Below are 25,462 nucleotides of genomic sequence, written 5' to 3'. Positions count from 1 at the left end.
GCGATAACTTCTAGCTCGATAGCTATCGGATTTGACGAGCTTGTTACGTTGGTCAATAGGTATTTGTCTGCATACCGGCAAGATGCCTAACCATTCGTTCAAGGCGGACGGCTTCGCCGCCGCTTAACTCTAGCGTTAGGCACCTTGGGAAAATGTCGTGATACAACGAAAGAGTCGCCTAGGCTTCGCACATATACTCGTGGCTTTTTTTATAGCTGCGCTACTGGCATCACCTTTCTTTGTCGTTGCCTTCAACCACAAGCATGAGCTCATCCCCGTCCCACTTTGGAGCGAGGCTGGGGCTGTCAGCGTTTCCTTCCTCGTCGCGTTAGCATATGCGTGGCACCGTTGTTCAACAGCGCAATTTTCCTATTGGCGCGGCCTTCTTGTAGTTGCCGGGTCAATGTCGGGTGGCACTTTTGGCTTTTCCATGGTTTTCGCCTTTCCGGCACTTCTTTTTACGGTCATCGCGTCCATTTTCTTTTCGCTTATTGGCGACATCTGGAGACTCGCAGGAGTGCCGCCAGCGAAGTTTCAGGTTCTGGTTAGCCGCTTCTATAAGCATAGGTTTCACCAGTGAGTCGGTCGGTGCCTAACCATTCGTTCAAGGCGGACGCCTCCGGCGCCGCTTAACTCAAGCGTTAGGCCCCGTGGGAGATAGCCATGAGCCGGTTAATGCGATTTCCAAGTGCGGTTAAACGCGACCCAGCTGTCGATGCCTGGATGCAAGAACACCCGGGGCCACTTGGCGCCATTGCGCAACAATGGTTTGGCGTGATGCGCAACTGTGGTGATGATGTCCAAGAGCTGTTGCACGATGGACATCCAACCGCGTGCATCGGTGATGCGGCGTTCGGCTACGTGAACGCATTCACCAACCACGTCAATGTCGGCTTCTTCCTTGGTCCCGAAATGGAAGATCCGCAGCGCTTGTTAGAAGGCACTGGTAAGTTCATGCGCCATGTGAAGCTCAGGCCGGGGCAAGAGATTGACTCAACGGCACTCAAGATGCTGGTGGTGACCGCATATACTGGTATTCGACATCGCCTTGAGTCGGGCCCTAACTACTCATTCAAGGCGGACGCCCCCGGCGTCGCTTAACTCCAGCGTTAGCCTTCACATGGGGAGTTTCATGGTAACAATACTATGCATCGGTCTCGCGGTGTCGCTCGGCGGCCCGTTGCTTTACGTGCTTACCGCCAAAGGATTTTCTCTTAACTCACTCTCGGTTACGGGTCGCCTGTTGCATTGGCTTCTCGCCGCCGTAGTGCTCGTGATTGCTGCGTATGGAGACGGTGCTTGGCTGTTGCGCATCGGCGTCAAGCAGTTCGAGTGGTCTGATCTCCTCAGCACAATCGTGGCAATCATCGCCATGCTCGCTGGTGCAATCATATTGCAGGTGTTGATAACGAAGCTTGGCTTCAAAGATAAGAAAGCGTCGGAGTTACAGCAGAAAATTTACGGCCTCTCAGCGCCATATAGGTTCTTCATCGTTATTACTGCAGCGGTAACGGAGGAAGTTCTTTACCGTGGCTACGCAATTGGCATCGGCCAAGAAGTTTTTGGTAGTCTCACAATTGCTTTTGTTCTTTCGCTCGTTGTGTTCGTGGCGGCACATTTCACGCACGGCGCAAAGGCTTTAGCCGGTATCCTCTGGATATCCTTCGTCATGTCGTTGTTATTTGCTGTCACAGGTAATCTATTTGCCTGCATCCTCGCACATTTCGTTGTCGACGCGTTGGGTACGCTATTTGTCCCTTGGGTCGCTTCTCGCCAACGGGCGCGAGCGGCATTGTCGGCGAGTGAAGGCTAACTATTCGCTCAAGTGGACCGTGCGGGATGAAGTTTTCGGTGCAATCAGTCGTTACAGCCCGCACGGCCGCTTAGCTTAGGCGTTAGGCTATCAAAGGAGTTCGAAGTGCAAATTAATTGGATGCGTGGTTTCACCAGGTTGTATCTGGTGCTGTGGGTACTTTGGCTACTTGTTTGTTCACTGCGAGTGGTCGCACTGCCGTCAATTCTGTGGGCGCCAAACTTCGCAGCGCTTGCCATTCCGGGAGTGGTCGTTCCTGCGCTACTTTTATTGGGCCTCCGCTGGGCGGGAGCAGGCTTCCGTGGTACTTCGCCTAACTAATCATTCGAGGTGGGCGGGATAGTTCCTCCGCTTTAGTGGACACCCTGAACTAACTTTTCAGGAGTGTCTCATGCCCAAACCAGGCCCCCGACCAGCACTCGCTACAGCGGCGAATTCAAGGCCACTGCCGTGCGCTTGAGTGCGCTTCCCGGCGTGCTCGTGCAGGATGTCGCTGCGTCGCTTTACATCCATCCCTTCACGCTGTCTCGTTGGCATAAACAGGCGCGCGAGGGCGAGATTATGACGAAGGGTGTGACGGTCGAGATGGGTCCTACGGTTTAGTGGATGAGCATTCTCCCTCGCTGTTAAGCCAGCTTGGATTCCCTGCGCCGATGCGTAGGGATTTGTCAGGAGTGTTCGAGGCATTGACGGCCTTCGAACGGCTTCGGGCGTCCCAAGGGCCCTCCGTTTCGCCAGATTCCCTGCATTTTTCCCTGAAAGCAGGGAAAGGCCGATTTGAGACTAGTTCGCTATGGACTGCGAGCACCGCCAGATACGCAAAACGCCCCCAAGTGGGGCGTTTTGCGTATCTGGCGGTGAGATGGTGGTGGACGAACCCTGTCGGGTTCGACGAATTTGCCAGGAGCAAATTCGGACAGCCGCAGGCTGGCCCTGGAGCGCGTAGCGCGGAAGGGTGAGGCCCAAGGATGGGCCGAACAATCCCTCACCCTCCAAGCCGTCGCATCGCATCGCATCGAGAAAGTCTCCGCTCCAGCGCTCACACCATCACCCCACACAGCGCTACCCTGCAACATCCCAACCGCGATTGCCCCCATGTTCGCCACGCTTCCCGCACTGCTGCGTACCCCCCTCGTGATGCTGTTGCTCGCCGCCAACATCGTGCTGCACGTGCTGCCGTTGTTTGCGCTGACCTTGGTCAAGGTAGTGCTGCCGATCCGCGCGATCCGGCTGGTGTGCTCGCGCGCACTGATCGTCATTGCGGAGAGCTGGATCGCAGTCAATAGCCGGATGTTCGAGTGGTTTACCCGGACACGCTGGCAGATCGAAGGGCTGACCAATCTGCACCATGACGGCAACTATCTGGTGCTGTGCAATCACCAGAGCTGGGTGGATATCCCGGTGCTGCAGAAGATCTTCAACCGGCGCATTCCATTCCTGCGTTTCTTCCTCAAGAGCCAGCTGATCTGGGTGCCGTTGCTGGGGCCGGCGTGGTGGGCGCTGGATTTCCCGTTCATGAAGCGCTATTCGAAGGAGATGCTTGCTGCGCACCCGGAGCTGCAAGGCAAGGACATGGAAGCTACTCGTCGCGCCTGCGAGAAATTCCGCCACATGCCGGTGTCGGTGATGAACTTCGTCGAAGGCACGCGTTTCACGCCGGTCAAGCACGATGCGCAGTCATCGCCTTACCGGCACCTGCTGCGGCCCAAGGCGGGCGGGGTGGCATTCGTGCTCGATGCGATGGGCGATGCGCTGCATGCGATCCTTGACGTCACCATCGTCTATCCCAATGGCCCGTGCACCATGATGGATCTGATCGCCGGCCGCATCCGCGATATCCGCGTGCACGTACGCGAGCTGCCGATCAACCATGAACTACATGGCGATTACGAAGGCGACGCGGCGTTTCGTGCGTGTTTCCAGACGTGGGTGAATACACTGTGGGACGAGAAGGACGCGCAGATCGGACGCATGCTCGACCAGCCGGTGGCACAGCGAGAGGGGCTGCAGCGATGCGTATCCTGATCGTCGGCGCTGGCGCCATCGGCGGTTATTTCGGCGGCCGTTTACTGCAACATGGACGCGACGTGACATTCCTGGTGCGGGAAGCGCGCGCTGAGGCGCTGGCGCGTACCGGCCTGGTGCTACGCAGCGCCACTGGCGATGCAAACCTGGCGGCACCACCGACCGTACTGGCGCGTGATCTGCGCAGGCCATATGACCTCGTGCTGTTGAGCTGCAAGGCCTATGCGCTTGAACAGGTGCTGGCGGATATCGCGCCGGCGGTCGGACCGCACACCTCCATCCTGCCGCTGTTGAACGGCATGCGGCACCTGGATCTGCTGGACGCGCGGTTCGGTGCGGAACGTGTGCTCGGCGGCCAGTGCGTGATCGCCGCCACGCTGGATGTTGATGGCGTGGTGCAGCATCTGAACCAGTCGCACAGCCTCACATTCGGTGAACGCGATGGCAGCGCATCCGGGCGGATGCAGACGATCACGCAGATGCTTACTGCAGCGGCTTTCGACGCGCGCCCCAGCCAGACCATCCTGCAGGACATGTGGGACAAGTGGATGTTCCTCGCGACGCTGGCCGGCGTCACCTGCCTGATGCGTGCTCCGGTCGGCGATATCGTCGCCGCACCTGGCGGCACGGCGGTGATGCTCGGCCTGCTGGAAGAGTGCCGCGCAGTAGCGGAGCGATCCGGGCATGCGCCCGGCGAAGCAACGTTGCAGCGTGCCCGTGGCGTGCTGACCGAGGCTGGGTCGAGCCTGACCGCATCGATGCTGCGCGACCTGCAACAGGGCCATGCGATCGAGGCAGATCATGTGATCGGCGACATGCTGGTGCGCGCGGAACATCTGCATGGCGAGCATGTGTTGCTGGCCGCGGTCTACGCGCATCTGAAAGCGTATGAGGCCGGCAGGGTGCGCACGTCGGCCGCATAAGCAGCTGCACCGTTTCACCATGTACCTGTCCATGCAGTCCATGCAGGAAAGCCGCGGCTGAATGGCCGCGGCTTTCCGGTTGACTCAGTGGCTGTGGCTTACCAGATCTTCACCTGCGTTTCGGGCGAACGCACCATCGCATCGCCGGGCTTGCACTGGAACGCCTGGGCGAACTCCGGCATGTTCGACGGCGCACCGATCGCGCGGAACTGCGCTGGTGCGTGCGGATCGGTGTTGAGCAGGGTGAGCTGCGCTTCGGGACGGATGCTGCCGCGCCAGACGCGCGCCCAGTTGAGGAAGAAGCGCTGATCCTGCGTATAGCCGTCTATTTTCTTCTTCGCTTCAGCCGGGTTATTCGACAGCGCCACCTGCAGTGCGGTGTACGCCGCATTCAGGCCACCCAGATCACCGATGTTCTCGCCCATGGTGAGCTGGCCGTTGACGTGCTTGCCCGGCAGCGGCTCGTAGCCGTCGAACTGCGCAGCGAGTTTGGCGGTGCGCTCCTCGAACGCCTTGCGGTCGGCATCGGTCCACCAGTTGACGTTGTTACCCTGAGCGTCGAACTTGCTGCCCTGGTCATCGTAGCCGTGGCCCATCTCGTGGCCGATCACGGCGCCGATGCCGCCGTAGTTGATCGCATCATCCGCCTTGGCGTCGAAGAACGGCGGCTGCAGGATCGCCGCCGGAAACACGATCTCGTTCTTCTGCGGGCTGTAATAGGCGTTCACCGTCTGCGGCGTCATGCCCCACTCGCTGCGATCCACTGGCTTGCCGATCTTGGCGACCCGGTAGTCGTAGTTGAACCTGGCTGCCGCCCGCACATTGGCGTAGTAGTTGTCCGGTGTCAGCGTGAGGCCCGACCAGTCGCGCCACTTGTCGGGGTAGCCGATCTTCGGCACGAAGGTGGCCCATTTCTCGAGTGCTTTCTTTTTGGTCGCATCGCTCATCCACGCCAGGTTCTCGATGCGTGTCTTGTAGGCGGCGCGCAGATTGTTGACCAGTTCCTCGGCGCGCTGCTTGGAGTCTGGCGAGAAATTGTGGGCCACATACAGCTGGCCCAGTGCCATCCCCATTCCCTCGTTGGTGGTGCCCAGCACACGCTTCCAGCGCGGCTGCATCTCCTTCTGGCCGTTCAAGGTCTGCTCGCCGAACGCGAAGTCCTCCTGCTGGAATGGTGTCGACAGGTAGGGTGCCGCACGGTCGATCGCGTGGTAACGGAAATAGGCCTGCCATTCGGCGAGCGGCACGCCGCCGAACATCTTCTGCACTTCGGCAAAGAACTTCGGCTGCGACAGCGAGAAGCCGTCCTTTACATCGGCGCCCTGCGCCTTGAAGAACGCGGCCCAGTCGAAGTCCGGCGTCACCTTGTCGGCATCGGCGATGCTGACGAAGTGATAGTTGTTCTCCGGCTTGCGCATCTCCACCCGTGCCAGCGAAGCTGCCGCAAGGCGCGTCTCGAATGCCAGCACGGAGCTGGCCTGCTGCTGTGCATCGGTCGCGCTGACGCCGGTCAGCTCAAGCAGCTTGGCGATATGCGCCACGTAGGCGGTGCGGATTTTCTCGAAATCCGGCTTGCTGTAGTAATCCGTGGTCGGCAGGCCAAGTCCACCCTGGCCGGCGTAGGCGATCTCGTTGTTGGAATTCTTGTAGTCGGCATTGCCGCCAAACCGGAACAGCACCGGCTCGCCCTGCGCATAGCTGTCGCGGATGTAGCCGACCACGTCGGCGCTGTTCTTCAGGCCATCGATGCGCGCCAGCTGCGGCTTGATCGGATCGAAGCCAGCCTTGTCGATGGCCGCTTCATCCATGCCGGAGGCGTACAGATAACCGATCTTCTGCTCGATCGAGCCTTGCGCAGCCTTGGCGGCGTGGCTGGCGGCGTCCTCGACGATCTTGTGCTGCACGTTAAGGCTGGCCTCGCGCAGCGCGTCGAACGAACCCCAGCGCGTGCGGTCGGCCGGAATCGGATTCGCCGCGATCCACTTCGCGTTGACGAAGCCGTTGAGGTCGCTGCAGGCTCTGATCTTGCTGTCCAGCTCGTGCACATTGAACACACTGGGGGTAGCGGCGAGGGCGCCGGTGCACAAGGCCATGCCTACGGCAAACGCCAGCGGTTTCACGAGTCGATGTTTCATGGGTTCTCCCTGGTTCGCGCGATTGCGCATGCGACGCCTGATCTTGCACAGGCAGACTTTGCACCGTAGGCAGGGCAGCCTGTGCCAAACAGTGTCGAAGGTCACGGGTGGCCGGGCGGCGGCTGCCGCAGATCGTGGTGGTGCAGGCCGCGCGGGCATTATCATCGGCCGATGAATGAGCCGACTTCCCCCGTATTCCGTGCAGCCGGGGCTGCCGATATCCCTGCCATCGTGGCGCTGGTCGAATCCGCCTATCGCGGCGATTCGGGTCGACGCGGCTGGACCACCGAATCGGAACTGCTGGATGGCCGGCGCACCGACGAGCAGGCCGTCGGCGAACTGGTCAGTCGCCCCGGCAGCTGCATCCTGCTGGCCGAACGCGACGGGCAGTTGATCGCCAGTGCCCATGTGGAGCGGCAGAGCCAGTCCGGCTATTTCGGCATGTTCGCCGTCGACCCGGGTCAGCAGGGCGGTGGTCTCGGCAAGGCCGTGCTGGCCGAGGCCGAGCGCATCGCGCGCGAGCAGTGGCAATGCCGCGTGATGCGCATGACGGTGATCGAACAGCGCGCCGAACTGATCGCCTGGTATGAGCGCCGCGGCTATCGCCGCACCGGCGAATACCAGCCGTTTCCGTATGGCGACGAACGCTTCGGCATTCCGCGCCGCGATGACCTGCGCTTCGAGGTGCTGCAGAAGGACTTCACCGGGCCTGTCGCATGAATGGCTGGGTGAAAGTCGGCACGCGCAGCGAACTGCTGCCGGGCGAATTCAAGGTGGTGTGGGACGGCGACACGCCGATCGCGGTCTACAACATCGACGGCGCGCTGTACGCGGTCGAGGACATCTGCACGCATGACGGCGGCGATCTGGCCGGTGGCGAGGTGCATGGTTTCGAAGTGGAGTGCCCGCGGCATGGCGCGCGTTTCGATCTGCGCACGGGTGCGGTGACGAAGCCGCCGGCGTATGAGCCGATCGCGAGTTTTCCGGTGCGTGAAGAGGAAGGGACGATCTGGACAAGGGATGACCGGTGAGAGGGTGTACTGAACGTACCGGACCCATCAAATGATTTTCAAAACGAGGCAGGCAACCCTTAACCCACTTGTCCCGATGCGTCCATCCTTGGAGCACGGCCGTTTTGTAGAAAGTATCAGAGCTTCAGATCAAGGCTGAGACGTACCTCCCGCGGTTCGCCGGGATGCACGGTGACACCATCGGGTACCGGCGCGCTGGCAAGCGAAGCACGGTAGTCCTGCTCATATTCGATGTCGTCATACTTGCGGTCGAACAAGTTCAGCACGTCGAGTGATAGCGACACCGATGGCGTGAACGCGTGTGCCAAGCGCAGGTTGGTGACGATCGCTGACGAACCGACCAGCGTGTTGTCCTGCGATAGCGGGTACTTGCCGATGTAGCGCAGCTTGATATCACCCGACCAGTTGTCGACGTCATGCACGGTCAGGCCCACCGATGCGACCTTCGGCACCGCGTTGGGTATGTGATCACCCAGCTCGCCGTTGTCGTTGTTGTTGGAAAATCGCGCATGCGTCCACGCCAGATCGGCGTCGAACAGCAACCAGTCATTGATCACCGCGTGATTGTTCCACTCCACGCCGTAACGCCTGCTGGCGCCGTTGGGCGTGGTGCTTCCGACCGCCGAGTCCGCGTCGTAGACCAGCTCGGATTCACTGTTCAAACGCCACAACGACAGCGAGCTTTGCAGACCGGGGATGATCTCGGTGCGCACGCCGATCTCCTGACCGAAGGCAGCCACCAGCGGCGGTACGGGTGATGCCGGGCCACCAGTCGTCGGGTCGACCCGGTAGATCACGCCGCGCGCGTCGTTGCTGTGGAAGCCGTCGCCGGCATCGAGGAAAAACTCGGTCCTGGCCCACGGACCGAAGACCAGCGCCAGCTTTGGCGATGTACGGTTCCCGGACGCGTCGCCGGTGTTATGCGGGATATTCAACTCGGTCAGGCCCAGGTGAATATCGTCCTGGCGTATACCGATCTGACTGCGAAACCAGTCGCTCCACACGGTGGTGTTCTCGAGATAGACGGCCGTTTCGGTTTCGTTGACGCGATTGTCGTTGACGGTCTGGAACGGGATGCGGTCCTCCGTGTTGAACAGGCCGACATCGATATGGTCGTGACGCAGCTGAAAGCCGGCCTCGGTAGTGGAATCATGGCCGAACAGGCTTCCGGTCCAGCCCTGGGCGACTTTGGTGCCTGCCAGGTTGCGCGACTCTGCCTGCTCGAACTGGTCGCCGGTGTCCGGGCGCAGCTCGAAATAGGTGAAGTCGGAAAACAACTGCAGTCGGTAGTGCTCGGCATACGCCGATACCTTGGTGTAACCGCTGGCGTCCTGGGTGTGCCATTCGCCTGAGAGGATGTCGCGGCCGCTATAGCCGCCATCGCTGGTGTCCAGCGCGCAGACCCGACACAGCGCCCCGGACTGGATGAGCAACAGTGGCACCTGGTCGGTGGAATCCCAATGGGCGTCATAGGCGTTGAGGTCGATGGACCAGCCACGCGCGGCATCGCCATCGCTCAGGCGCGCCAGTCCGTTGAATTTGTGCATGTCTTCGGGCAATCGCCACGGCCCGTTTTCGCTCAGCACCTCCACCGCAGCCAGTACGGTGGGACCGGCGGCGCTGGTGTTGCCGTTGTCGGTAGTGGCCCAGGCCGGCAGCGACACTGGCGTGGAGCCGGCCAGCAGCACGCGGCGGTAATCGAAGCTGCCGAGGGTGAGGTTGAGGATGGGACTGGGTAAGGCGTTGCGGTAAAGAATGTCGGCCGAACCGGCTGCGGAAAAATCGCCGCTCTCGGCAAAGTAGGTGCCTTTGCGGTAGTCGATCTGCTGCACCAGTTCGGGTATCAGGAAATTGAGGTCGGAATAGCCCTGACCGTGCGCATTGGTCGGCATGTTGACCGGCACGCCGTCGACGTTGCTGGCGAAGTCGGTGCCGTGATCGAGGTTGTAGCCGCGCAGAAAATACTGGTTGGCCTTGCCATCGCCCGAATGCTGGGTTACCACCATGCCTGGAATCGCCTCCAGCACCTCTCCCGGACGCAGCAGCGGAATATCCTGCAGCAGCGAGCCGAGGATGACGCCCTGCGACGCGGCACTGGAAGTGCCAATACCGTTGCTGTAGTGGCCAATCACGTCGACTGGCGTCAGCGTGATGGCTGAAGATGCACTGGCCGGCGCGGTATCGCTGGTTGGCTGGCTCGCTGGCGTGTCGGCAGGCTGCGCGTGAGCGATCGAAGTAACACATAGCACCAAGCCGGCGAGCCACCTCGGCAAGCTCTTCGCTAGAAAGCGATAAGAGTGCAGCGTATCCATAGACTGACCCACGGTGCGCACAACGGCAAACCAAGATCCACAGTGATACTGACCAATTCCCGAAAGCCGCACGAATAATCTGCAGCGTTCAATTCAAAGTAAGTACGGGCGCAATACGGACAACGTGTCAGCTCTGGCACCGCGGCGCCGGATCAATTTGGAATAATCGCGCTGAAACCTGGAATCAGGATATTGAAGGCCCGCTGCACCAACCAACCTGTGGCGAGAGCGATGATCAACAGCGAGCCCCAGCGCAAGAGCACCACTTGATAGAACCATGTCTTGCGAAGCACGTACGCCAGCGGCAGGAAGGCCAGCACGATGGCTTCCTGGCCGATCTCCACGCCAACGCTGAAACCACCGAGGGATGCTGCCATCGCGCCAGCCGGCAACTGCAGCCCGGCCAGGGCACTGGCAAAACCCAGGCCGTGGATGAAACCGAAGGCAAAGGCAATCAACCAGACGCGCTTGTGTACAACCGGATAGATGTTGTTCAGTGCAGCGACCATCACTGACAAAGCGATACCGGATTCCACCAGTCGATCGGGCAAGTGCACGATGCCAAGAACGGCCAGCGACAGCGTCACCGAATGCGACAGGCTGAACGCGGATACGACCTTGATGACATCCAGGCATGCCGGCCAGAATCTCGGCGAAGCCTCCCAGCGATATTGCGGGGGTTGCGCCGCAAGCGCCATCAACGCGCCGCTGGTCTCGGCCAAGGCAGCACTCGCGCGCCATCCATCACTCCGCGGCTGCAAGCGGCGCCTGATCAGGACCGCAGGCAGCAACAACGACAGCAGAAACAGTATGTGATCGATGCCGGTCCAGATGTGCCAGATACCGTCCGTGACAAAGCTCTTGAATTCCCCCCAGCGGTCCGGCTCGCGCAAGTTCAGACTGGCCACGGGATCGCTCGGCCCGAGCACGGCGCCGGCGATCTTGTCGCCCGCGTGGATGGTGACAATACCGCGGTGATAGGGATCGAGGTCGTACATCAGGCGATAGGCGACGGTGAGCTTGCTCGGGATGTTCTTGTCGCAGACCGCATCGAACAGGATGACTGCATAGGCGCCATCGGTGTGTTCGTCGATTTTCTGCCCGGTCGGCTGCATCGCACAGGTCAGGCCGTCTCCCTTGACCTGAAGCCGCGACAACGCATAGTCCTCCATGACCTTGCGCTGCGCCTTGACCTCGCCCCAGGTGATCGCTCCATCGTGCCTGCTGTCGAGACCGATCGCATAGTCGAGATCACGCAGGGCGATATCCCACTGGCCATGCATTACGTGATCGTTGGCGGTGTCGGTGCGCAAGGTGAGGTAGGCATCGCTTTCCTTGTGTGCATGGGCGCTCAGCGGGCTGAAGCCAATGGCGATGACGAACAAGACATATAGCCATCTGTGCAGGTTCATCGATCGCTCCCGCGTGCGAAAGAGCGGCTGGGTGATGCCGGCACGCTCAAGGCTGATCGGTCCGGCTGCGCGGCCTTCAGCTGCGCCACGAGTGGATCGATGGTCACATCCCTGAGGTGCGTACTATCGATGAAATCGAGCGCGGGCTTTGCTGCCGCAGGATCGTTCGTGGCCAGCGCCGCCTCGAGATAGACTCGCACGTCCTTGGGTGCACGCTGTACCTGCCAATTTTGCGTGGCCAAATCCAGCGCGATCTTTGGATCATGCTCGACATGCAATAGATAGCTCGCCTCCTCGCGCATGAAGACGTGATCCCCGCGTTGGTCCATGGACCGAAACCGGGCATCCATTTCCGTGATGTCGGTTTTGGCTTTCGGCAAACCGAGTGCCTTCTCCGCTGTCACAAGAACCAGAAACGACGTGTCGGATTGGGTATCCCCGCCGACCAGATCAATCGCCTCTTTGGCGCGGCCGTGATCAATCAGAAATTCGCCGTAATCGGCCAGGAGAAAGTTGTCGCCCGGCGTCAGTTGCAGGGCTTTCTTGAAGTGAGTGTCGGCCTGATCGACGAGGCCCATGCGTGCCGCGTTATCGGCCATCAAACCCTCAATCCATGCCGCGATGGCGGGTGGTGCCTTCGGGCCTGGGTCCTCTACATACGAGAACAGTGCATTGGCCTGCGCGCCTTGTCCGCTGAGGCTGCGCAATGAGGCGCTACAGATCATGCCCATGAAATTGCCGGCATTGTTGGTGAGGTCAACGCACAGGCGGTTTGCCAGAGCGTGGTCGCCCTGAACCATCGCAACCGTGGCCAACGTCAGGAGTGCCTGAACATTGCCGGGGTCACGTTTGAGAATCTGGGTAAGTTCGTCGCGAGATGCCTGGAAAAAATGCCGGCTTTGCTGAATCGTCGCGTGTATGAGCAAGACCGGAACAGGTGGTGTCGGTGATGCCAGGAATGGCTGAATCACTGCCATTGCGCGGCCCAGGTAGCGGGCATCGCCCGTCGAACGTCCATAGTCCACATAGGCTGTGGCAAGCAGCACGGCTTTTGCCGCATCTTGAGGGTGGGCACTGAAATCGCTGCGTAATTGATCGAATTGACGCACGCGAGGATCAGTCTGCGGAGGCACGAGTTGCAGGACGACGCTGTCATTGGCGGGAATGTAGGGAGCGTCCCGGACCGTTTGTGCAGCGAGAGGAACTGGCAGCATGACCAGCAATGGAAAAAAAAGACGAAGCACGACGCAGCATGAACTGCGCCGTACTTCGTCGAGAGTGCCTTCGTGTGTGTAATTCATGGAGTCATGCTCGAAGGCGGTTTACCGCAATAAATCACTTGGAAACTTGCGCGATATCAATGACGGACGCTGGCTTTGACTGCACTGGGCGTCGTTGCATTGACCGAACCGGCAACCGGTGTGTTGAGGTACGGAAACACAGCCAGATAGGTATCCGCTGCATTCTCGTCGCCCACCACGTTTTCAGTCGCTGCTGTTGGTCCGGGTGAATTCGCGCCGTCGGTATAAGCCGCACCGTTGTTCGGATCGGATGTCTCGTTGCCACAAGTACCGAACGTCGTGCTGCAAATGGCACCTTCCACCACACGAAGCGCGATGGTGACGACATCATCGTAAGGACGACGTCCGTTCGGGAAACCCGCCAGATCGCCCCCGAGCACACCGAGATAATTCTGCGATGCCGGCGCTGTAGGCGCGATGGTGGTGTTGAGTCGCAACTCTTCCGAAGGGACAACGTGGGCCGGCTGATTGAGACCGGGCAGACCGGTAAGGAAAGCACTTACCAGATCGTTGCGTGGCGTCTTTGGCACCACCGCCGCTGTGCCGAACAATGCATTCAATAGAACCGGCAGCGTCGGATTGGTCACATAGCTGGCAAACTGCGCATCGTTGCTCGGTATGCTGCCATTGAAATTGTCCTTGTCCTTGAGACCAATGACCAGTTCATTGACCAGCGGCGAACCCAGTCGGGATACCTGGGTGAAATTCTCACTGAAGAAGTTGTTCGGCGCGTAGTAATCCGATTGCGTGCCGGTCTGGCTCAAGACCCAGTTGTTCTGCACGAATGAAGTTGTCCAGCCACCGATCACGGCATCGCCGGCGGTATCGCGCAAGCAGGCGACAGGAACTTCGAGGGCGAGCGTGTCGACATTCTTGTCGGTAAGTGCATTCGGGGTCGAGCCTACGCCCCCGAGCGGATTGAGATTCACCAGATCGAAAATCGCGCCCAGATCAGCGACGAAGCCATCCTTGCGCTGACCCACAAACATGCGGCCAGGCGACGCACATCCTGGGATGATGACGCTGTAGACGTAATTGCCGGCATACGTGGCATAGTCGGCGATTGACTTGTTGCCGATGTTGTCTACCGGTTTGATGAACGTGTCCGACCCACCCGTGAAATTGGTAATCGGTGCGCCAGGCGCTTGGCCGTCCCTGAAGAGCTGCACCTTGTAAGTCTGGGTGACGTTGAGGTTGCTCTGATTGCTGGCGGTAATCGGACCGATGTTGATCAATGGCACCGTGGTTGGCGTGCTGGCGCCCGTCGGAACGGCGAGCTTGTTGTACGTGTTGGTGAACGTGAACCGGAAAGTGAGATTTGCTTTCGCACCGCCAGTGTTGTCGATGCGAATATCGTAGACAGCCCGATCGCTCAACGTGTGGAAGTTCGGGCCGCTGTAACCATCCTGCAACGGATTGTAATTAGCCAGCAGGGTCACATATCCGGCACGACCTGTTTCATAACTCATGAACATGTAGAAGTCGCTGGCATCGAGCTGCGGCATCGTGCTGATGAACGGGGCCTCGCGATGGCTTGATGCCATCGCAACTACGGGCAGCAAGCTCAAGAGCAGAACTATGGGTTTCAATTTCAATTTCATGGGGTTACCTCATCGCATTGAATCATTCAATTCCGCGAAGTTCTCTCGGGCTTGAGGCCAAAGCGACCTGCGCGGCTCCCGATTGCATGCGGCTCCTGTGTGATCTGTTCGACGCAAGGCAGATACGGTGGTTTTGCCAACGTGCGTATCTGACGCGGTGGCATGCACATCGGATGGCTGATCTTCGCGTTGACCCCCTGGCCATCTCGCTTCCTTGGAGACACAAGGAGGTACGCATCGATACGGGGAGCGGATGCAAAAGCCTGAGGGCAGGGTGAATATCGCCAATTGCTATTCAGCAATGGTTCATTAAAAGTTCAGTCCACGCTGGACGTTTAATGACTGGTGGCACGACTGGACGTGCCGGCGGATCAAGCTTGGACTGCTTAATCGCTGCTCAGCGCAAGAACATCGACTTTTGATCCGCCTCGGCTGATCCACTGCGCTGCGATGGGCCGCGGTAGCTTGATCAATTAGTCAAGCTAAGTTGTTCAATTCATTAGCTTTGATTGCGGTCATTCTTGGCGATGAGGTGGAAAAGAATATTCTTGGCCACGGGAGATGTGGTTGCCCATCACTTAGGAACGTGGGTCAGGACACTCGGCCGACTGACGGTTCAACCCCTCGGCCTCTCTCTCGAACCTCACCGAAGCAGGCTTGCCGCTCTGCCACTTCACATGCAGGACGTACAACGCGTCGTAATCATCGTCAGCCCATACGGGTACCTGCTGCGCGTTGCCACCGGCAGCGGCCATCAGATGCTGCACCGCCTGCTGGGCCAGGTTGTGTTCCCACGCCACGTAGATCGTCGCCGAACTGTAGGAGGGCTTGAGCAGTTCCTGCTCAAGCTGCTTGATTTGCCGCAACCCGAGCGAAGTGTTGACCGGCAGGCCCAGCCGAATCGCCGTCGGCTCGATGGTGGCCAGCGGGCGGACATAGTTGTACTCAACGCCCTTGTCTTTCGCGGTGGTTCCCGGATCGGGCGCATAGATCGCGGTGGGTGTGCCGAACTTTGTCAGCAGCACCTGCGGCAGCGCCAGCGCGCGGTTCAGGCCCTGGCAGTCAAGTTGGCCCAGTCCCAGCGGCGGCTTTTCGCCGTGGCGCAGAAACACGATCGTCTGGTCGGCGTGGGCAGCGGGGATCAGCAGGATGAACGCGGATGCAGCGACCAGTGCAGTGAGCGACTTCGCCATATCGATTCCTTGGCCTGGGGACTTGAACCAAGCGCCAGTGTATCGCTCAGACCGCCGTGGCTGCGCAACATCCGGCGCGCTGACCCAGGCGAGCGTCCACCCTCAAAGGTGATAGATAAACGCCAGCGATTCCGACAACTGCGTTCGCGAACCGAACTGCGTCACCAGGGGACTGTCACCGGCATCGCCGAGCAGTCGTCCATACACCAGCGCCACCGCGAAACCGGTGTGCTGGCTGGTCGGCACGAACAGGTCGTATTCCAGCGAGGCGAGCTGGCTGCCAGTGCCAGGGTGCCAGGCAGGCACGTTGAGCACGCTGGCCTGAGCCGGACTGATGCCGAAGAAGCGGTTCATCGCGTGCGCATTCATCGCCTGCCAGTGCAGTTCGACGGAATGCTGCAGCAGCCATACCTTGGGCAGATCCCACTCGGCATAGACATTGAGATAAGCGCCGGCGCCGCTGGTGTCGTGGCTGAGATTGGTGCCGACATCGATATTCTTGCTGAGCTGCCATTCCAGATAGCCGCCCATGGTGAGGCGTGGCGATAGCGGGGCGATCTTGTTGCGCAATACGCCGAGGTCATCGCTGTCGCGGCCCCACTGATAGTCGCCGTAGAGGCCGCCATGCAACACCTTGCCGCCGAGCAGGTCGACCTGGAGGCCGTCCAGGGTCGACAGGCTGATCCGGTTGGGGATCTCGATGTCAACGTAGGGTATTGGCTGGCTGCGCGAGGTTTTCGCTCCGGGCCAGCTGGGCAGGTATTCCATGCCGACGCCGCCAGCCAGGATGTTTGGGTCGATATCGGCCAGGCTGGCCTGTGCCCACAGCAGGCATGCCAGCAGGCTGGTCAGCAGCAAGGATCGACGAAAGGGGGAGGAATGCCGGGGCGTAGAACTCATGGGGGCGGCAGCATAGGGCCTGCGGCCCTGAATGGGGGCGCAGCGGTGGGTTTTTGCTCAGCATTTGTTAGGAAAGGGGAAAGGGCGCCGAAAGGCAGGGTTTCTACCCTGTGCGGTATCGTTATTAGCGTGAGTTCCCGATGTCCGTGTCTGGCTGGACCATCCTGTGTGATTTCGACGGCACCATCTCTGTCGAAGACGTGATCGACTCCCTGCTCGACCGTTTCGGTCGTCCCGGGTGGGAAGTGCTGGAGCAGGACTGGCGCGCCGGCCGTATCGGCTCGCGCGAGTGCATGTCCGGCCAGGTCGAGCTGCTGCAGATGACTCGCGCGGAACTCGATGCGCATCTGGGCGAGCTGTGGATCGACCACGCGTTTCCGGGTTTCGTGGCGAAGGCGCGCGAACTGAACGTGCCGATCCGCGTGGTCAGCGACGGTCTCGATTACGCGATCCACAAGATTCTCGGCCGCTACGGACTGGATACGCTTCCGCTGGCGGCGAACCACCTGTCACCGGCGGAGCCGCCGAAGCAGTGGCAGCTGACATCGCCGTTCCAGGCCGAGGGTTGCCGCAGCGGTACCTGCAAGTGCGCCTGCGTGGCGCAGGCCCGCACGACCGGTGCGAAGACCCTGCTGATCGGCGACGGCGCTTCGGATTTCTGCGCCGCCGATCGCGTCGATTTCGTGTTTGCCAAGCATCGCCTGATCGAGCATTGCCGTGCGACCGGCATCGACTACGTGCCGATCACTGGTTTCGAGGATGCGCTGGAGTTCCTGCCGAAGCTGCTCGACGGCAGCCTGGCCAGCCATTGGCATCACGAGCCGGTGCGCGCAGTTTCCTGATCGCGCCGCACGCTACATTCTTCCGACACCCCCGAATCATTCCGGATCATTCCCCATGAAAATCGACAAGACCGCCGCCGGTTTCATCGACGACGCGCAGCTGCTCGCCGACGAGGCCAAGTACAGCTCGTTCGGTGACACCGTGCATTATGTAGACCCGCCGAAAATCTTCCGTCACGGCGAAGGCAGCTACATGTTCGATACCGCCGGCACGCCGTTCCTCGATCTGCAGATGTGGTACTCGGCGGTCAACTTCGGCTATGGCAACCAGCGCCTCAACAACGTGCTGAAGGATCAGATCGACCGCTTGCCGCAGGTCGCCAGCCAGTACCTGCACCAGACCCGTATCGAGCTGGCCAAGACCGTGGCGCTGGATGCGAAGAAGAAGTTTGGCCTCGACGGCCGCGTGCATTTCAATGTCGGTGGTGCGCAGGCGATCGAGGATTCGCTGAAGATCGTGCGCAACGCCTGCAACGGCAAGAGCCTGATGTTCGCGTTCGAGGGTGGTTATCACGGCCGCACGCTGGGCGCCTCGTCGATCACGTCGAGCTATCGCTATCGCCGCCGCTTCGGCCATTTCGGCGAGCGCGCGATGTTCCTGCCGTTCCCGTATCCGTTCCGTCGCCCGAAGGGCATGACGCCGGAAGAGTATTCCGACAGCTGCGTGCGCCAGTTCGAGCGCCTGTTCGAGACCGAATACAACGGCGTGTGGGACCCGAAGACGAACCAGTGCGAATACGCCGCGTTCTACGTCGAGCCGATCCAGGGTACCGGCGGTTACGTGATCCCGCCACCGGGATTCTTCAAGGGCCTGAAGAAGGTGCTCGACAAGTACGGCATCCTGATGGTGTCCGACGAAATCCAGATGGGTTTCTGGCGCACCGGCAAGCTGTGGTCGATCGAGAATTTCGGCGTGACGCCGGACATCGTGGTGTTCGGCAAGGCACTGACCAATGGCCTGAATCCGCTGTCCGGTCTGTGGGCGCGCGAAGAGCTGATCAATCCGACGGTGTTCCCGCCGGGCTCGACCCATTCCACCTTCAACTCCAACCCGCTCGGCACCGCGCTGGGTCTGGAAGTGATCAAGATGGGTTACGAGCTGGACTACGAGACCACGGTGCCGAAGAAGGGCGCGCATTTCCTCGAAGGCTTGCGTGACCTGCAGAAGAAGCACAAGGAAATCGGCGACGTCGATGGCCTCGGCCTCGCGCTGCGCGCCGAGATCTGCACCGACGACGGCTTCACGCCGAACAAGGAGCTGCTCGACAAGATGGTCGACATCGGCCTGGCCGGTGACCTCGAGCACAACGGCAAGAAGATCGGCCTCGTGCTGGACGTGGGCGGCTGGTACAAGAACGTGATCACGTTCGCGCCGTCGCTGGACATCACGCACGAAGAGATCGACCTGGCGATGTCGCTGCTCGACCAGCTGCTGACCAAAGCCAAGAAGGGCTGAGCTTGGCCGCGCGTGGATCATCACGCGCAAAAAGAACCCGGCGATCGCTCGCCGGGTTCTTTTGTTTGTTGCCGGGCGAAACGTCGTTACGGCGCGCGCTTGAGCGCCAGTACTGCGTTGAGCCCGCCGAACGCGAACGAGTTGGTCAGTGCGGCGCGCACCGGCATCTCGCGAGCGACGTTCGGCACATAGTCCAGATCGCAGGCCGGGTCGACCTTGTCCAGGTTCGCAGTGGGCGGCACCACGCTGTCGCGCAAGGCGCCGACCACGGCCACCAGCTCCAGCGCGCCGGAAGCGCCCAGCGCATGGCCATGCATCGACTTGGTCGAGGACACCGCGAGGCGATCGGCATGCGTGCCGAACGCGAGGCGGATCGCTTTGGTCTCGGTGACGTCGTTGGCTTGCGTGCCGGTGCCGTGGGCGTTGATGTAGTCGACATCTTGCGGAGCGAGGCCGGCATCGGCCAGCGCCTGGCTCATCGCCGCGGAAGAGCCTTCCGCGCTCGGCATCACGATGTCGGTGGCATCCGCGGTCATGCCAACGCCGGCCAGTTCGGCCAGGATGGTGGCGCCGCGCGCCTGCGCGTGTTCCATCGATTCCAGCACGAAGATACCGGCACCCTCACCGAGCACAAGTCCGCGACGATTGATGCTGAAGGGGCGGCAGGTATCGTCGGCCAGCACGCGCATCGCTTCCCATGCGCGCAAGGCGCCATAGGTCAGGCAGGCTTCAGTGCCGCCGGTAATGGCGACATCGGCCAGACCATAGCGGATCATCTGCGCCGCCTGGATGATGGCGTGGTTCGCCGAGGCGCAGGCGCTGGAGACGGCAAAGGTCGGTCCGCGCAGGCCGTAGGCGATGCTGATCTGGCTGGCCGATGCATTCGTCATCACCCGCACGATGGTCAACGGATGCGCACGCGGGGAGTTCTCCCCGTACAGCCGCTTGCTCTGTTCGTCCTGGGTGTTTTCACCGCCGACGCCGGTGCCGACTACCACCGCCGTGCGCACGCCAAGTTCGTTCTGGCTGAAGTCCAGCCCGGATTGTGCGATCGCCTCACGTGCCGCATGCAGCGCGAATTCGGAGGTGCGGTCGAGCATGATCAGGGTGCGTTCTTCAATATTCGCGGTCGGGTCGAAACTATCCGGCACCTGCGCGGCAATCTTCACGCGCAGGCGCTCGGCATCCGGATGGCGCAGCGGGCCGATCGCACTGCGACCTTCGCGCAGGCCTTGCCACAGCGCCTCCGCACCGACGCCGAGCGGACTGATCGCACCCATGCCGGTGATCACCACGCGACGCATGGAAACAGTCGACATTACTTCGATCCTTCGCCCGCGGCGGCTTTTTCGTCCAGCGCCTTCTGCACCGCGTCGACCAAGCTCTGCACTGTATCGCTGTCGAAGTTCGCGCCCTGCTGGTCGGGGAAGGTGATGTTGAAGTGCTCTTCAATGTCGAAGATCAGTTCGATCGCCTCCAGCGAGGCGATACCCAGATCCTTCAAGGTGGACTCGGGCTTGATGATGGCCACGTCGATCTTGGCCTGCTTGGCGATGATGTCGAAAACCTGTTGCTGGGTCGTATCGGTCATGACGAGTAGGCTCCTGGCTGCACACGACAGTTTTACATACTCACCAGTCTAGGCAAATTGGCTTACTCATGCCTTTCATTTCACAACTGGAACCGGACGCACTGCTGGCGCATTTCATGGCGCAGCCGCCGATCGGCTTCACCGTTCAGCTGTCGCCGCAAGGCATGCCTAGTTTCGTGGCGCCGTTTGATCTGCTGACCACGGCGGATGATGCGCTGCGCCGCCGGGTGACGCATTTGCCGCTGTATCGCCTGTGGGGGCGCCTGCTGCGCTGGCGCACACGCTTTGCCGGGACTACCGTGTCCGAGTACGCGCCGCTGCCGTTGGGCGCGACGCCAGCCGCATTGGCGCAGGGGCTGAAGGCGACATACGGGCGTGAATGCAAGCTGATGATCGTCAAGGACATCGCACAGGATTCGCCGCTGCTCAGCGATGCCGACAACGCGTATGCGCGCGAATTCGCTCGGGCCTGTGAACGTGAAGGCTATGTGTTGCTGGAAGGGCAGGCGCTGGCTTGGGTGCCGATCGACTTCGCCTCGGGCGACGAGTATCTCGCGCGGCTGTCGTCCGGCCGGCGGAAAAATATCCGGCGCAAGCTGCGTTCGCGTGCCGATCTCGAGATCGAGGCAGTACCCACCGGTGATGCGCGTTTCAACGATGCGGCGAATTTGGCCGAGTTCTATACGCTGTTCGACAACGTGTACGCGCAGAGCGAGGTCCACTTCGACCGTTTGAGCGCAGCGTTCTTCCGCGAGGTACTGCAGGAGGGTGGCAGCAACGGCGTGGTATTCGTCTACCGGCATGCCGGGCATATGATCGGATGGAACCTCTGCTACGAACATGGCGGCAAGCTGATCGACAAGTACGTCGGCTTCGCCTATCCGCAGGCGCGCGAGCACAACCTGTACTTCGTCAGCTGGATGCACAATCTCGACTACGCGCAGCAGCATGGCTTGAGCCATTACGTGGCCGGCTGGACCGATCCCGAAGTCAAATCCTTCCTCGGTGCCAGCATGACCTTTACCCGACACGCGGTATATGCCCGCAATCCGCTGCTGCGCGCGTTGCTGCGCCGACTCGGCAGTCATTTCGAAAGTGATCGCAGCTGGCAGGCGGCCACGGAGGCTACCGATGAATAACCTGGCGAACCGGCCCGTCGTACTCGACATCGACCAGTCGGTCGGGCCGCTGGCTGACCGGCTGGTGTTGCCGCTGGCGCACTGGCAGGAATCGATCCGCTTCGGCTGCTCTCTGGCGACGATGCGGCGTTTCCGCACGATGCTGGACGAGTTGCTGCCGGCTGAATACGGCACCGTGTTCATGGGTAGCGGCGACTTCCATCATTTGAGCTGGCCGCTGATTGAACGCCTGCAGCCGCGCACGCCGATGCAGGTCGTGGTGCTGGACAACCATCCGGACAACATGCGCTTTCCGTTCGGCGTGCATTGCGGTTCGTGGGTGCGTCGGGTAGCGATGCTGCCGCAGGTCAGTCATGTGCATGTGCTCGGCATCACCTCGGCCGATATCGGCGCTGGTCATGCGTGGGAGAACTACCTCACGCCGTTGCGTCGCGGCAAGCTGAGTTACTGGAGCATCGGCGTGGATACCGGCTGGTCGCGCCGGCTAGGGCTGGCGCATGCGTTCCGTGGTTTCGACACGCCAGAGGCGATGGTCGATGCGTTCGTCGAAGTGCAGCGCAACCAGACGGCGCCGAGCTATTTGTCGATCGACAAGGATGCGTTCTCACCCGAGGTGGCGCATACCAACTGGGATCAGGGCCGACTGCTGACCGATCATGCGCTGGCCTTGATCGACAGCCTCCGCCACGGCCTGGTCGGCAGCGACATCAACGGCGAGGTCTCGCATTACCGCTACCAGAGCTGGTGGAAACGCCGGCTGTCGGCGATGGACGAGCAGCCCGAAATCGATCCGGCGCAACTGGCCGGCTGGCAGGCGCAGCAGCATGCGTTGAACTTGCAGTTGCTCACGGCGATTTCAGCAAGGTCAGGCTGACTCAGGCCAGCACCGCTTCGAGCGCGCGGCAGATCGTCTCGAAGTCCTCGTCAGTCATCCACAGGCTGTTGCTGATGCTGAGGCTGCGTGCAGCGAAGTCGCGCGCGTTAGGCACATGTTGCGCGGGCACCACGCCGGCGAGATAGGCGTAGTCGGGCAGCGCGTGGATGAATAGACGGCTGACGCCCAGGCCGGATGACCACAGCTGCGCCAGCGCGGCATCGCGCCGCTGCTGGTCGGGCAGCATCAGCAGCAGGAACGGCCAGCTGCCATGTGCGCCATCTGGATCATCGAGCACCTCGATGCCGTCGATCAGGCGCAATCGTGGCAGGCGGCGTTGCGCCTGCGCCGACAGCTGATCGAGGAATGCTGGCAGACGCGTGGCGGCATGTGCGCCGACTGCCTGGCGCCAGCGACCGACGCGGTGCAGCGGTATCGTCAACGGGAAATCGTCGCCCACCGCGGCCACCGGATCGCCGTGACGCAGGGCACGGCGCAGGGGGTTGCCATACGCCAGCCGCAAACCGCGTGGTCGGTACAACGCGGCGTAGCCGAGCAGTTCGATGCTGCGTTTCCATTCCCAGCCGAGACTGTGCGGCACGATGCGCGCGGCGGTGCGCGCGAGCTGTTCCTGCAGTTTCGGATCGCGCGCCAGCAGCAGGCCGCCTTCGTAGATCGACAGCCCCTTGCCAGCAGCCAGACTGAAGAAACCGATGTCGCCAGCGAGCCCAACGCTGACGCCCGCGCGGCGTGCACCGAGCGCCTGCGCGGCATCCTCGATCACATAGGCACCCACGTTGTTGGCCACCGCCAGCGCATCGTCGACGGCGGCTACACGGCCGCCCAGATGGGTGGGGACGATCGCCAGCGTGCGTTCGTCGCAGGCCGCGCGCAGCGCGGCCGGATCCATGTCGTAGTGGCTGGCGCGCAAGTCGCACAACTGCAATTCGAGCCCGGCCTGCTGCACGGCGATCGCTACCAGCGGACAGGTGTAGGCAGGCACCACGACGCGCCGACGTTGCGGCTGCAGCTCACGAAGCGCCGTCAGCGCGATCAACAGTGAGGCGGTGCCGGAGCATTCCAGTTGCAGCGGTGGTACGCACAGCTGCGCCGCGATGTCGGCAGCCAGAGTCGCCGCGCCCGGTCGCAAGTCGGCGAACCTGAGTGGCAGGCCGGCGGTAGGTGGCAGTTCGTGATGGCGACGGGGCAGCATGCGCGCAGCTTAACCGGTGCTCAGGCTTCGGCTGGAGCGGGCTCGGCTTCGGGCACGTGTTCGCGACTCTCGGCCATGCCAAGGCAGACGATGCCGGCGATGATCGCGATCGCGCCCAGCACGCGCGCCGTGTTGAGCTGTTCGTCGAACAGCCATATCGACAACAGCATCACCGATACCACTTCCAGATGCGAGGCGGCGAAGGCGGGGCCGATCGGCGCGTGCTTGAGCAGCGCCATCCAGGTGAAGAACGCGCCGACGTAGCCGATCACCGCGCCGTAGACCCACGGCTGGCTGAACACGCGCAACACCCATTCGAGGCTGGCCGCGACGGGGAGCGCCTGGGTGCCGGCGTATTTGAAACTGATCTGCGCGAGGGTGTCGAAACCCATCAGCAGCAGGAAGCCGATCAGGTAGAAGCGCTTCATCCGCCGACTCCCACGATCACCACGCCGAGCGTCACCAGCAGGATGCCGGCGACGCGCAGCCGGGTCAGTTTCTCACCGAACAGGAAACGTCCAGCGACCATGATCGCGACGATATTGATCGAACCCAGCAGCACGCCTTCGGACAGCGGGATCAGCGACAGGAACGCGATCCACACCAGGAACTCGATCACGTAGCTGGCGACGCCGAGCCACAGCCACGGTCGTGATGCCATGTGCTTCCAGCGTGCCAGGCCGTCGCCGGCCCCCTCGTCACCCGCGGCGGCCTTGAAGGCCAGCTGGCCGCCGGTATCGAGCACGATGTTGAGCAACCACAGGCCCGCCACCAGCGGAGAGATGGAACCCGCCACCGACATCATCAGGCCGCGACGCGCTGCGTGCTGTTCGACGCGGCGATGTTGTCGAAGAATGCGGCCGAGCGATCGATCAGGGTGCGGCGTTCCTTGTCGATCGTGATCATGTGGTAACTGTCCTTGAGCAGCAGCAGCTCGGCCGGCGCGCTGACTTCGCGCATCACCAGTTCGGCATTCTTCAGGCTGGCGACGTCATCCTCGCTGGCGTGCGCAACCAGGCACGGTGCAATCACCTGCGGCAGCTGGCTGCGTACTTCGGCGGCCAGGCCATACATCTCGGCCAGCGAATACCAAGGGTTGCCGGGCAGGCCGGCGGCAGCGCTGTCGCCGCTGAGCATCGCGGTGCTGACCTGTGCACGCAGGCGTTCGTCGCGAATACCGTAGGGCGGCTGCTCCATGAAGCTGCGGTTGCGGCCGATGCCGAGCTTTTTCAGCAGCGGCAGCATGAACGACAGTTTCGCCGCCCATGGAATGCTCCAGCCGTCGTAACGGAAAGTGGCGCCGTAGACGCCGACGCCAGCAACCTGCTGCGGCCGATCCGCGGCCAGTTTCAGCGCCAGCAGCGCGCCCATCGACAGGCCGCCGACGAACAGGTGATCGACCTTGTCGAGCATCTCGTCGGCGGCTTTTTCCACGCTGGCGTACCAGTCGTGCCAGTCGGTGGCGAGCAAATCTTCAACGTTGCCGCAATGGCCAGCCAGCTGCATGCCGTGCACGGTGAAGCCGGCGCGGTTCAGGCCCTTGCCGAGCAACCGCATTTCCATCGGCGTGCCGGTCAGGCCGTGGATCAGCAGTACGCCGCTGCGCCCGCCCTCGAAGAAGAAATCAGTTTGCTGGATCACGCGGTTGCCCTGTACGGATAGGCCGCCATCGATTGATCGACGGCGGTCCTTGCTACCGTA

General features: G+C 61.4%; 23 protein-coding genes. 10 read left to right on the top strand and 13 right to left on the bottom strand.

All coding sequences use genetic code 11. The features are described from left to right. The first annotated feature begins 663 nt into the window (after positions 1–663). From B0E48_RS08210 to panE, 4 genes are all read left to right on the top strand, one after another. Positions 664–1,101: a DUF1801 domain-containing protein gene (locus B0E48_RS08210; protein ID WP_077517655.1), complete on the top strand. Its 438-nt coding sequence runs from the start codon at positions 664–666 to the stop codon at positions 1,099–1,101. Positions 1,102–1,132: 31 nt separating this feature from the next. After that, the gene (locus tag B0E48_RS08205) at positions 1,133–1,813 is read left to right on the top strand and encodes a CPBP family intramembrane glutamic endopeptidase (protein WP_168170315.1); all 681 of its coding nucleotides are present in this window, start codon (positions 1,133–1,135) and stop codon (positions 1,811–1,813) included. A 1,095-nt stretch (positions 1,814–2,908) separates the two neighbouring features. Then, positions 2,909–3,838, top strand: coding sequence for an acyltransferase (locus B0E48_RS08195; protein ID WP_077517653.1), 930 nt, complete (start codon positions 2,909–2,911; stop codon positions 3,836–3,838). Further along, positions 3,826–4,761: a 2-dehydropantoate 2-reductase gene (gene panE, locus B0E48_RS08190; RefSeq protein ID WP_077517652.1), complete on the top strand. Its 936-nt coding sequence runs from the start codon at positions 3,826–3,828 to the stop codon at positions 4,759–4,761. The genes B0E48_RS08195 and panE overlap by 13 nt, the downstream gene beginning before the upstream one ends. Positions 4,762–4,859: 98 nt before the next feature. On the opposite strand, the gene B0E48_RS08185 is transcribed toward panE, so the two are convergent. After that, a complete protein-coding gene (locus tag B0E48_RS08185) occupies positions 4,860–6,896 on the bottom strand; it encodes a M13-type metalloendopeptidase (protein ID WP_077517651.1) in 2,037 nt (678 codons plus the stop codon). Between the two features lie 171 nt (positions 6,897–7,067). On the opposite strand from B0E48_RS08185, the gene B0E48_RS08180 reads away from it, so the two are divergent. Together B0E48_RS08180 and B0E48_RS08175 are read left to right on the top strand one after the other, a co-directional pair. Next, positions 7,068–7,616, top strand: coding sequence for an N-acetyltransferase (locus tag B0E48_RS08180; RefSeq protein ID WP_077517650.1), 549 nt, complete (start codon positions 7,068–7,070; stop codon positions 7,614–7,616). Beyond that, a complete protein-coding gene (locus B0E48_RS08175; RefSeq protein WP_077517649.1) occupies positions 7,613–7,927 on the top strand; it encodes a non-heme iron oxygenase ferredoxin subunit in 315 nt (104 codons plus the stop codon). Before B0E48_RS08180 ends, B0E48_RS08175 begins: the two co-directional genes overlap by 4 nt. Positions 7,928–8,043: 116 nt before the next feature. Here B0E48_RS08175 and B0E48_RS08170 read toward each other — a convergent pair whose 3' ends face one another. The 6 genes from B0E48_RS08170 to B0E48_RS08145 all read right to left on the bottom strand — a co-directional run bounded on the left by B0E48_RS08170 (position 8,044) and on the right by B0E48_RS08145 (position 16,646). Then, positions 8,044–10,200 (bottom strand): TonB-dependent receptor, encoded by a 2,157-nt coding sequence (locus tag B0E48_RS08170; RefSeq protein ID WP_217317875.1) that lies wholly within the window; start codon positions 10,198–10,200, stop codon positions 8,044–8,046. Positions 10,201–10,391: 191 nt separating this feature from the next. After that, positions 10,392–11,651 (bottom strand): HupE/UreJ family protein, encoded by a 1,260-nt coding sequence (locus B0E48_RS08165; RefSeq protein ID WP_077517647.1) that lies wholly within the window; start codon positions 11,649–11,651, stop codon positions 10,392–10,394. Beyond that, positions 11,648–12,952 carry a hypothetical protein gene (locus B0E48_RS08160; protein ID WP_139350203.1) on the bottom strand — a complete coding sequence of 435 codons (1,305 nt, stop codon included), beginning with the start codon at positions 12,950–12,952 and terminating at the stop codon, positions 11,648–11,650. The genes B0E48_RS08165 and B0E48_RS08160 overlap by 4 nt, the downstream gene beginning before the upstream one ends. Positions 12,953–13,008: 56 nt before the next feature. Continuing rightward, the gene (locus B0E48_RS08155; protein WP_217317873.1) at positions 13,009–14,553 is read right to left on the bottom strand and encodes a DUF4331 domain-containing protein; all 1,545 of its coding nucleotides are present in this window, start codon (positions 14,551–14,553) and stop codon (positions 13,009–13,011) included. Positions 14,554–15,131: 578 nt separating this feature from the next. Then, positions 15,132–15,746 (bottom strand): hypothetical protein, encoded by a 615-nt coding sequence (locus B0E48_RS08150; protein WP_077517645.1) that lies wholly within the window; start codon positions 15,744–15,746, stop codon positions 15,132–15,134. Between the two features lie 102 nt (positions 15,747–15,848). Beyond that, positions 15,849–16,646, bottom strand: a complete 798-nt coding sequence (locus B0E48_RS08145; RefSeq protein WP_077517644.1) for a MipA/OmpV family protein — start codon at positions 16,644–16,646, stop codon at positions 15,849–15,851. A gap of 140 nt (positions 16,647–16,786) precedes the next feature. Here B0E48_RS08145 and B0E48_RS08140 point away from each other — a divergent pair, with 140 nt between their 5' ends. After that, the gene (locus B0E48_RS08140) at positions 16,787–17,488 is read left to right on the top strand and encodes an MtnX-like HAD-IB family phosphatase (protein WP_077517643.1); all 702 of its coding nucleotides are present in this window, start codon (positions 16,787–16,789) and stop codon (positions 17,486–17,488) included. Positions 17,489–17,543: 55 nt separating this feature from the next. Next, positions 17,544–18,944, top strand: coding sequence for an aminotransferase class III-fold pyridoxal phosphate-dependent enzyme (locus tag B0E48_RS08135; protein WP_077517642.1), 1,401 nt, complete (start codon positions 17,544–17,546; stop codon positions 18,942–18,944). 86 nt (positions 18,945–19,030) lie between these two features. Here B0E48_RS08135 and B0E48_RS08130 read toward each other — a convergent pair whose 3' ends face one another. Both B0E48_RS08130 and B0E48_RS08125 read right to left on the bottom strand, forming a co-directional pair. Beyond that, complete coding sequence (locus B0E48_RS08130) at positions 19,031–20,263, bottom strand: beta-ketoacyl-[acyl-carrier-protein] synthase family protein (RefSeq protein ID WP_077517641.1); 1,233 nt, start codon at positions 20,261–20,263, stop codon at positions 19,031–19,033. Continuing rightward, positions 20,263–20,535, bottom strand: a complete 273-nt coding sequence (locus B0E48_RS08125) for a phosphopantetheine-binding protein (protein WP_077517640.1) — start codon at positions 20,533–20,535, stop codon at positions 20,263–20,265. Before B0E48_RS08125 ends, B0E48_RS08130 begins: the two co-directional genes overlap by 1 nt. Before the next feature lie 68 nt (positions 20,536–20,603). On the opposite strand from B0E48_RS08125, the gene B0E48_RS08120 reads away from it, so the two are divergent. Further along, entirely contained in the window at positions 20,604–21,674 is a 1,071-nt protein-coding gene (locus B0E48_RS08120; protein WP_077517639.1) for a GNAT family N-acetyltransferase, read from the top strand. Further along, a complete protein-coding gene (locus B0E48_RS08115; protein ID WP_077517638.1) occupies positions 21,667–22,548 on the top strand; it encodes an arginase family protein in 882 nt (293 codons plus the stop codon). The genes B0E48_RS08120 and B0E48_RS08115 overlap by 8 nt, the downstream gene beginning before the upstream one ends. Before the next feature lies 1 nt (position 22,549). On the opposite strand, the gene B0E48_RS08110 is transcribed toward B0E48_RS08115, so the two are convergent. Genes B0E48_RS08110 through B0E48_RS08095 form a run of 4 tightly spaced genes read right to left on the bottom strand, consistent with a single transcriptional unit; the run spans position 22,550 to position 25,402 of the window. Further along, positions 22,550–23,761, bottom strand: coding sequence for a DegT/DnrJ/EryC1/StrS family aminotransferase (locus tag B0E48_RS08110; protein WP_077517637.1), 1,212 nt, complete (start codon positions 23,759–23,761; stop codon positions 22,550–22,552). A gap of 20 nt (positions 23,762–23,781) precedes the next feature. Further along, the gene (locus B0E48_RS08105) at positions 23,782–24,189 is read right to left on the bottom strand and encodes an EamA family transporter (RefSeq protein ID WP_077517636.1); all 408 of its coding nucleotides are present in this window, start codon (positions 24,187–24,189) and stop codon (positions 23,782–23,784) included. Beyond that, positions 24,186–24,566 (bottom strand): EamA family transporter, encoded by a 381-nt coding sequence (locus B0E48_RS08100; protein ID WP_077517635.1) that lies wholly within the window; start codon positions 24,564–24,566, stop codon positions 24,186–24,188. The genes B0E48_RS08105 and B0E48_RS08100 overlap by 4 nt, the downstream gene beginning before the upstream one ends. Further along, positions 24,566–25,402 (bottom strand): alpha/beta fold hydrolase, encoded by an 837-nt coding sequence (locus B0E48_RS08095; RefSeq protein WP_077517634.1) that lies wholly within the window; start codon positions 25,400–25,402, stop codon positions 24,566–24,568. The genes B0E48_RS08100 and B0E48_RS08095 overlap by 1 nt, the downstream gene beginning before the upstream one ends. Between the last annotated feature and the right edge of the window lie 60 nt (positions 25,403–25,462).

The organism is Rhodanobacter sp. C03, from assembly GCF_002001175.1.
Lineage (GTDB): Bacteria > Pseudomonadota > Gammaproteobacteria > Xanthomonadales > Rhodanobacteraceae > Rhodanobacter.
The sequence above is the reverse complement of the archived record's forward strand: the minus strand, read 5'-3'. Positions and strand labels throughout refer to the sequence as shown.

What these genes read in the sequence shown, in the direction of transcription:
- B0E48_RS08130 (WP_077517641.1), bottom strand. Translation starts at nt 20,263, where the DNA reads ATGTCGACTGTTTCCATGCGTCGCGTGGTGATCACCGGCATGGGTGCG.
- B0E48_RS08145 (WP_077517644.1), bottom strand. Translation starts at nt 16,646, where the DNA reads ATGAGTTCTACGCCCCGGCATTCCTCCCCCTTTCGTCGATCCTTGCTG.
- B0E48_RS08180 (WP_077517650.1), top strand. Translation starts at nt 7,068, where the DNA reads ATGAATGAGCCGACTTCCCCCGTATTCCGTGCAGCCGGGGCTGCCGAT.
- B0E48_RS08175 (WP_077517649.1), top strand. Translation starts at nt 7,613, where the DNA reads ATGAATGGCTGGGTGAAAGTCGGCACGCGCAGCGAACTGCTGCCGGGC.
- B0E48_RS08160 (WP_139350203.1), bottom strand. Translation starts at nt 12,952, where the DNA reads ATGAATTACACACACGAAGGCACTCTCGACGAAGTACGGCGCAGTTCA.
- B0E48_RS08120 (WP_077517639.1), top strand. Translation starts at nt 20,604, where the DNA reads ATGCCTTTCATTTCACAACTGGAACCGGACGCACTGCTGGCGCATTTC.
- B0E48_RS08205 (WP_168170315.1), top strand. Translation starts at nt 1,133, where the DNA reads ATGGTAACAATACTATGCATCGGTCTCGCGGTGTCGCTCGGCGGCCCG.
- B0E48_RS08150 (WP_077517645.1), bottom strand. Translation starts at nt 15,746, where the DNA reads ATGGCGAAGTCGCTCACTGCACTGGTCGCTGCATCCGCGTTCATCCTG.
- panE (WP_077517652.1), top strand. Translation starts at nt 3,826, where the DNA reads ATGCGTATCCTGATCGTCGGCGCTGGCGCCATCGGCGGTTATTTCGGC.
- B0E48_RS08115 (WP_077517638.1), top strand. Translation starts at nt 21,667, where the DNA reads ATGAATAACCTGGCGAACCGGCCCGTCGTACTCGACATCGACCAGTCG.
- B0E48_RS08125 (WP_077517640.1), bottom strand. Translation starts at nt 20,535, where the DNA reads ATGACCGATACGACCCAGCAACAGGTTTTCGACATCATCGCCAAGCAG.
- B0E48_RS08140 (WP_077517643.1), top strand. Translation starts at nt 16,787, where the DNA reads ATGTCCGTGTCTGGCTGGACCATCCTGTGTGATTTCGACGGCACCATC.
- B0E48_RS08155 (WP_217317873.1), bottom strand. Translation starts at nt 14,553, where the DNA reads ATGAAATTGAAATTGAAACCCATAGTTCTGCTCTTGAGCTTGCTGCCC.
- B0E48_RS08165 (WP_077517647.1), bottom strand. Translation starts at nt 11,651, where the DNA reads ATGAACCTGCACAGATGGCTATATGTCTTGTTCGTCATCGCCATTGGC.
- B0E48_RS08210 (WP_077517655.1), top strand. Translation starts at nt 664, where the DNA reads ATGAGCCGGTTAATGCGATTTCCAAGTGCGGTTAAACGCGACCCAGCT.
- B0E48_RS08100 (WP_077517635.1), bottom strand. Translation starts at nt 24,566, where the DNA reads ATGATGTCGGTGGCGGGTTCCATCTCTCCGCTGGTGGCGGGCCTGTGG.
- B0E48_RS08110 (WP_077517637.1), bottom strand. Translation starts at nt 23,761, where the DNA reads ATGCTGCCCCGTCGCCATCACGAACTGCCACCTACCGCCGGCCTGCCA.
- B0E48_RS08185 (WP_077517651.1), bottom strand. Translation starts at nt 6,896, where the DNA reads ATGAAACATCGACTCGTGAAACCGCTGGCGTTTGCCGTAGGCATGGCC.
- B0E48_RS08135 (WP_077517642.1), top strand. Translation starts at nt 17,544, where the DNA reads ATGAAAATCGACAAGACCGCCGCCGGTTTCATCGACGACGCGCAGCTG.
- B0E48_RS08105 (WP_077517636.1), bottom strand. Translation starts at nt 24,189, where the DNA reads ATGAAGCGCTTCTACCTGATCGGCTTCCTGCTGCTGATGGGTTTCGAC.
- B0E48_RS08195 (WP_077517653.1), top strand. Translation starts at nt 2,909, where the DNA reads ATGTTCGCCACGCTTCCCGCACTGCTGCGTACCCCCCTCGTGATGCTG.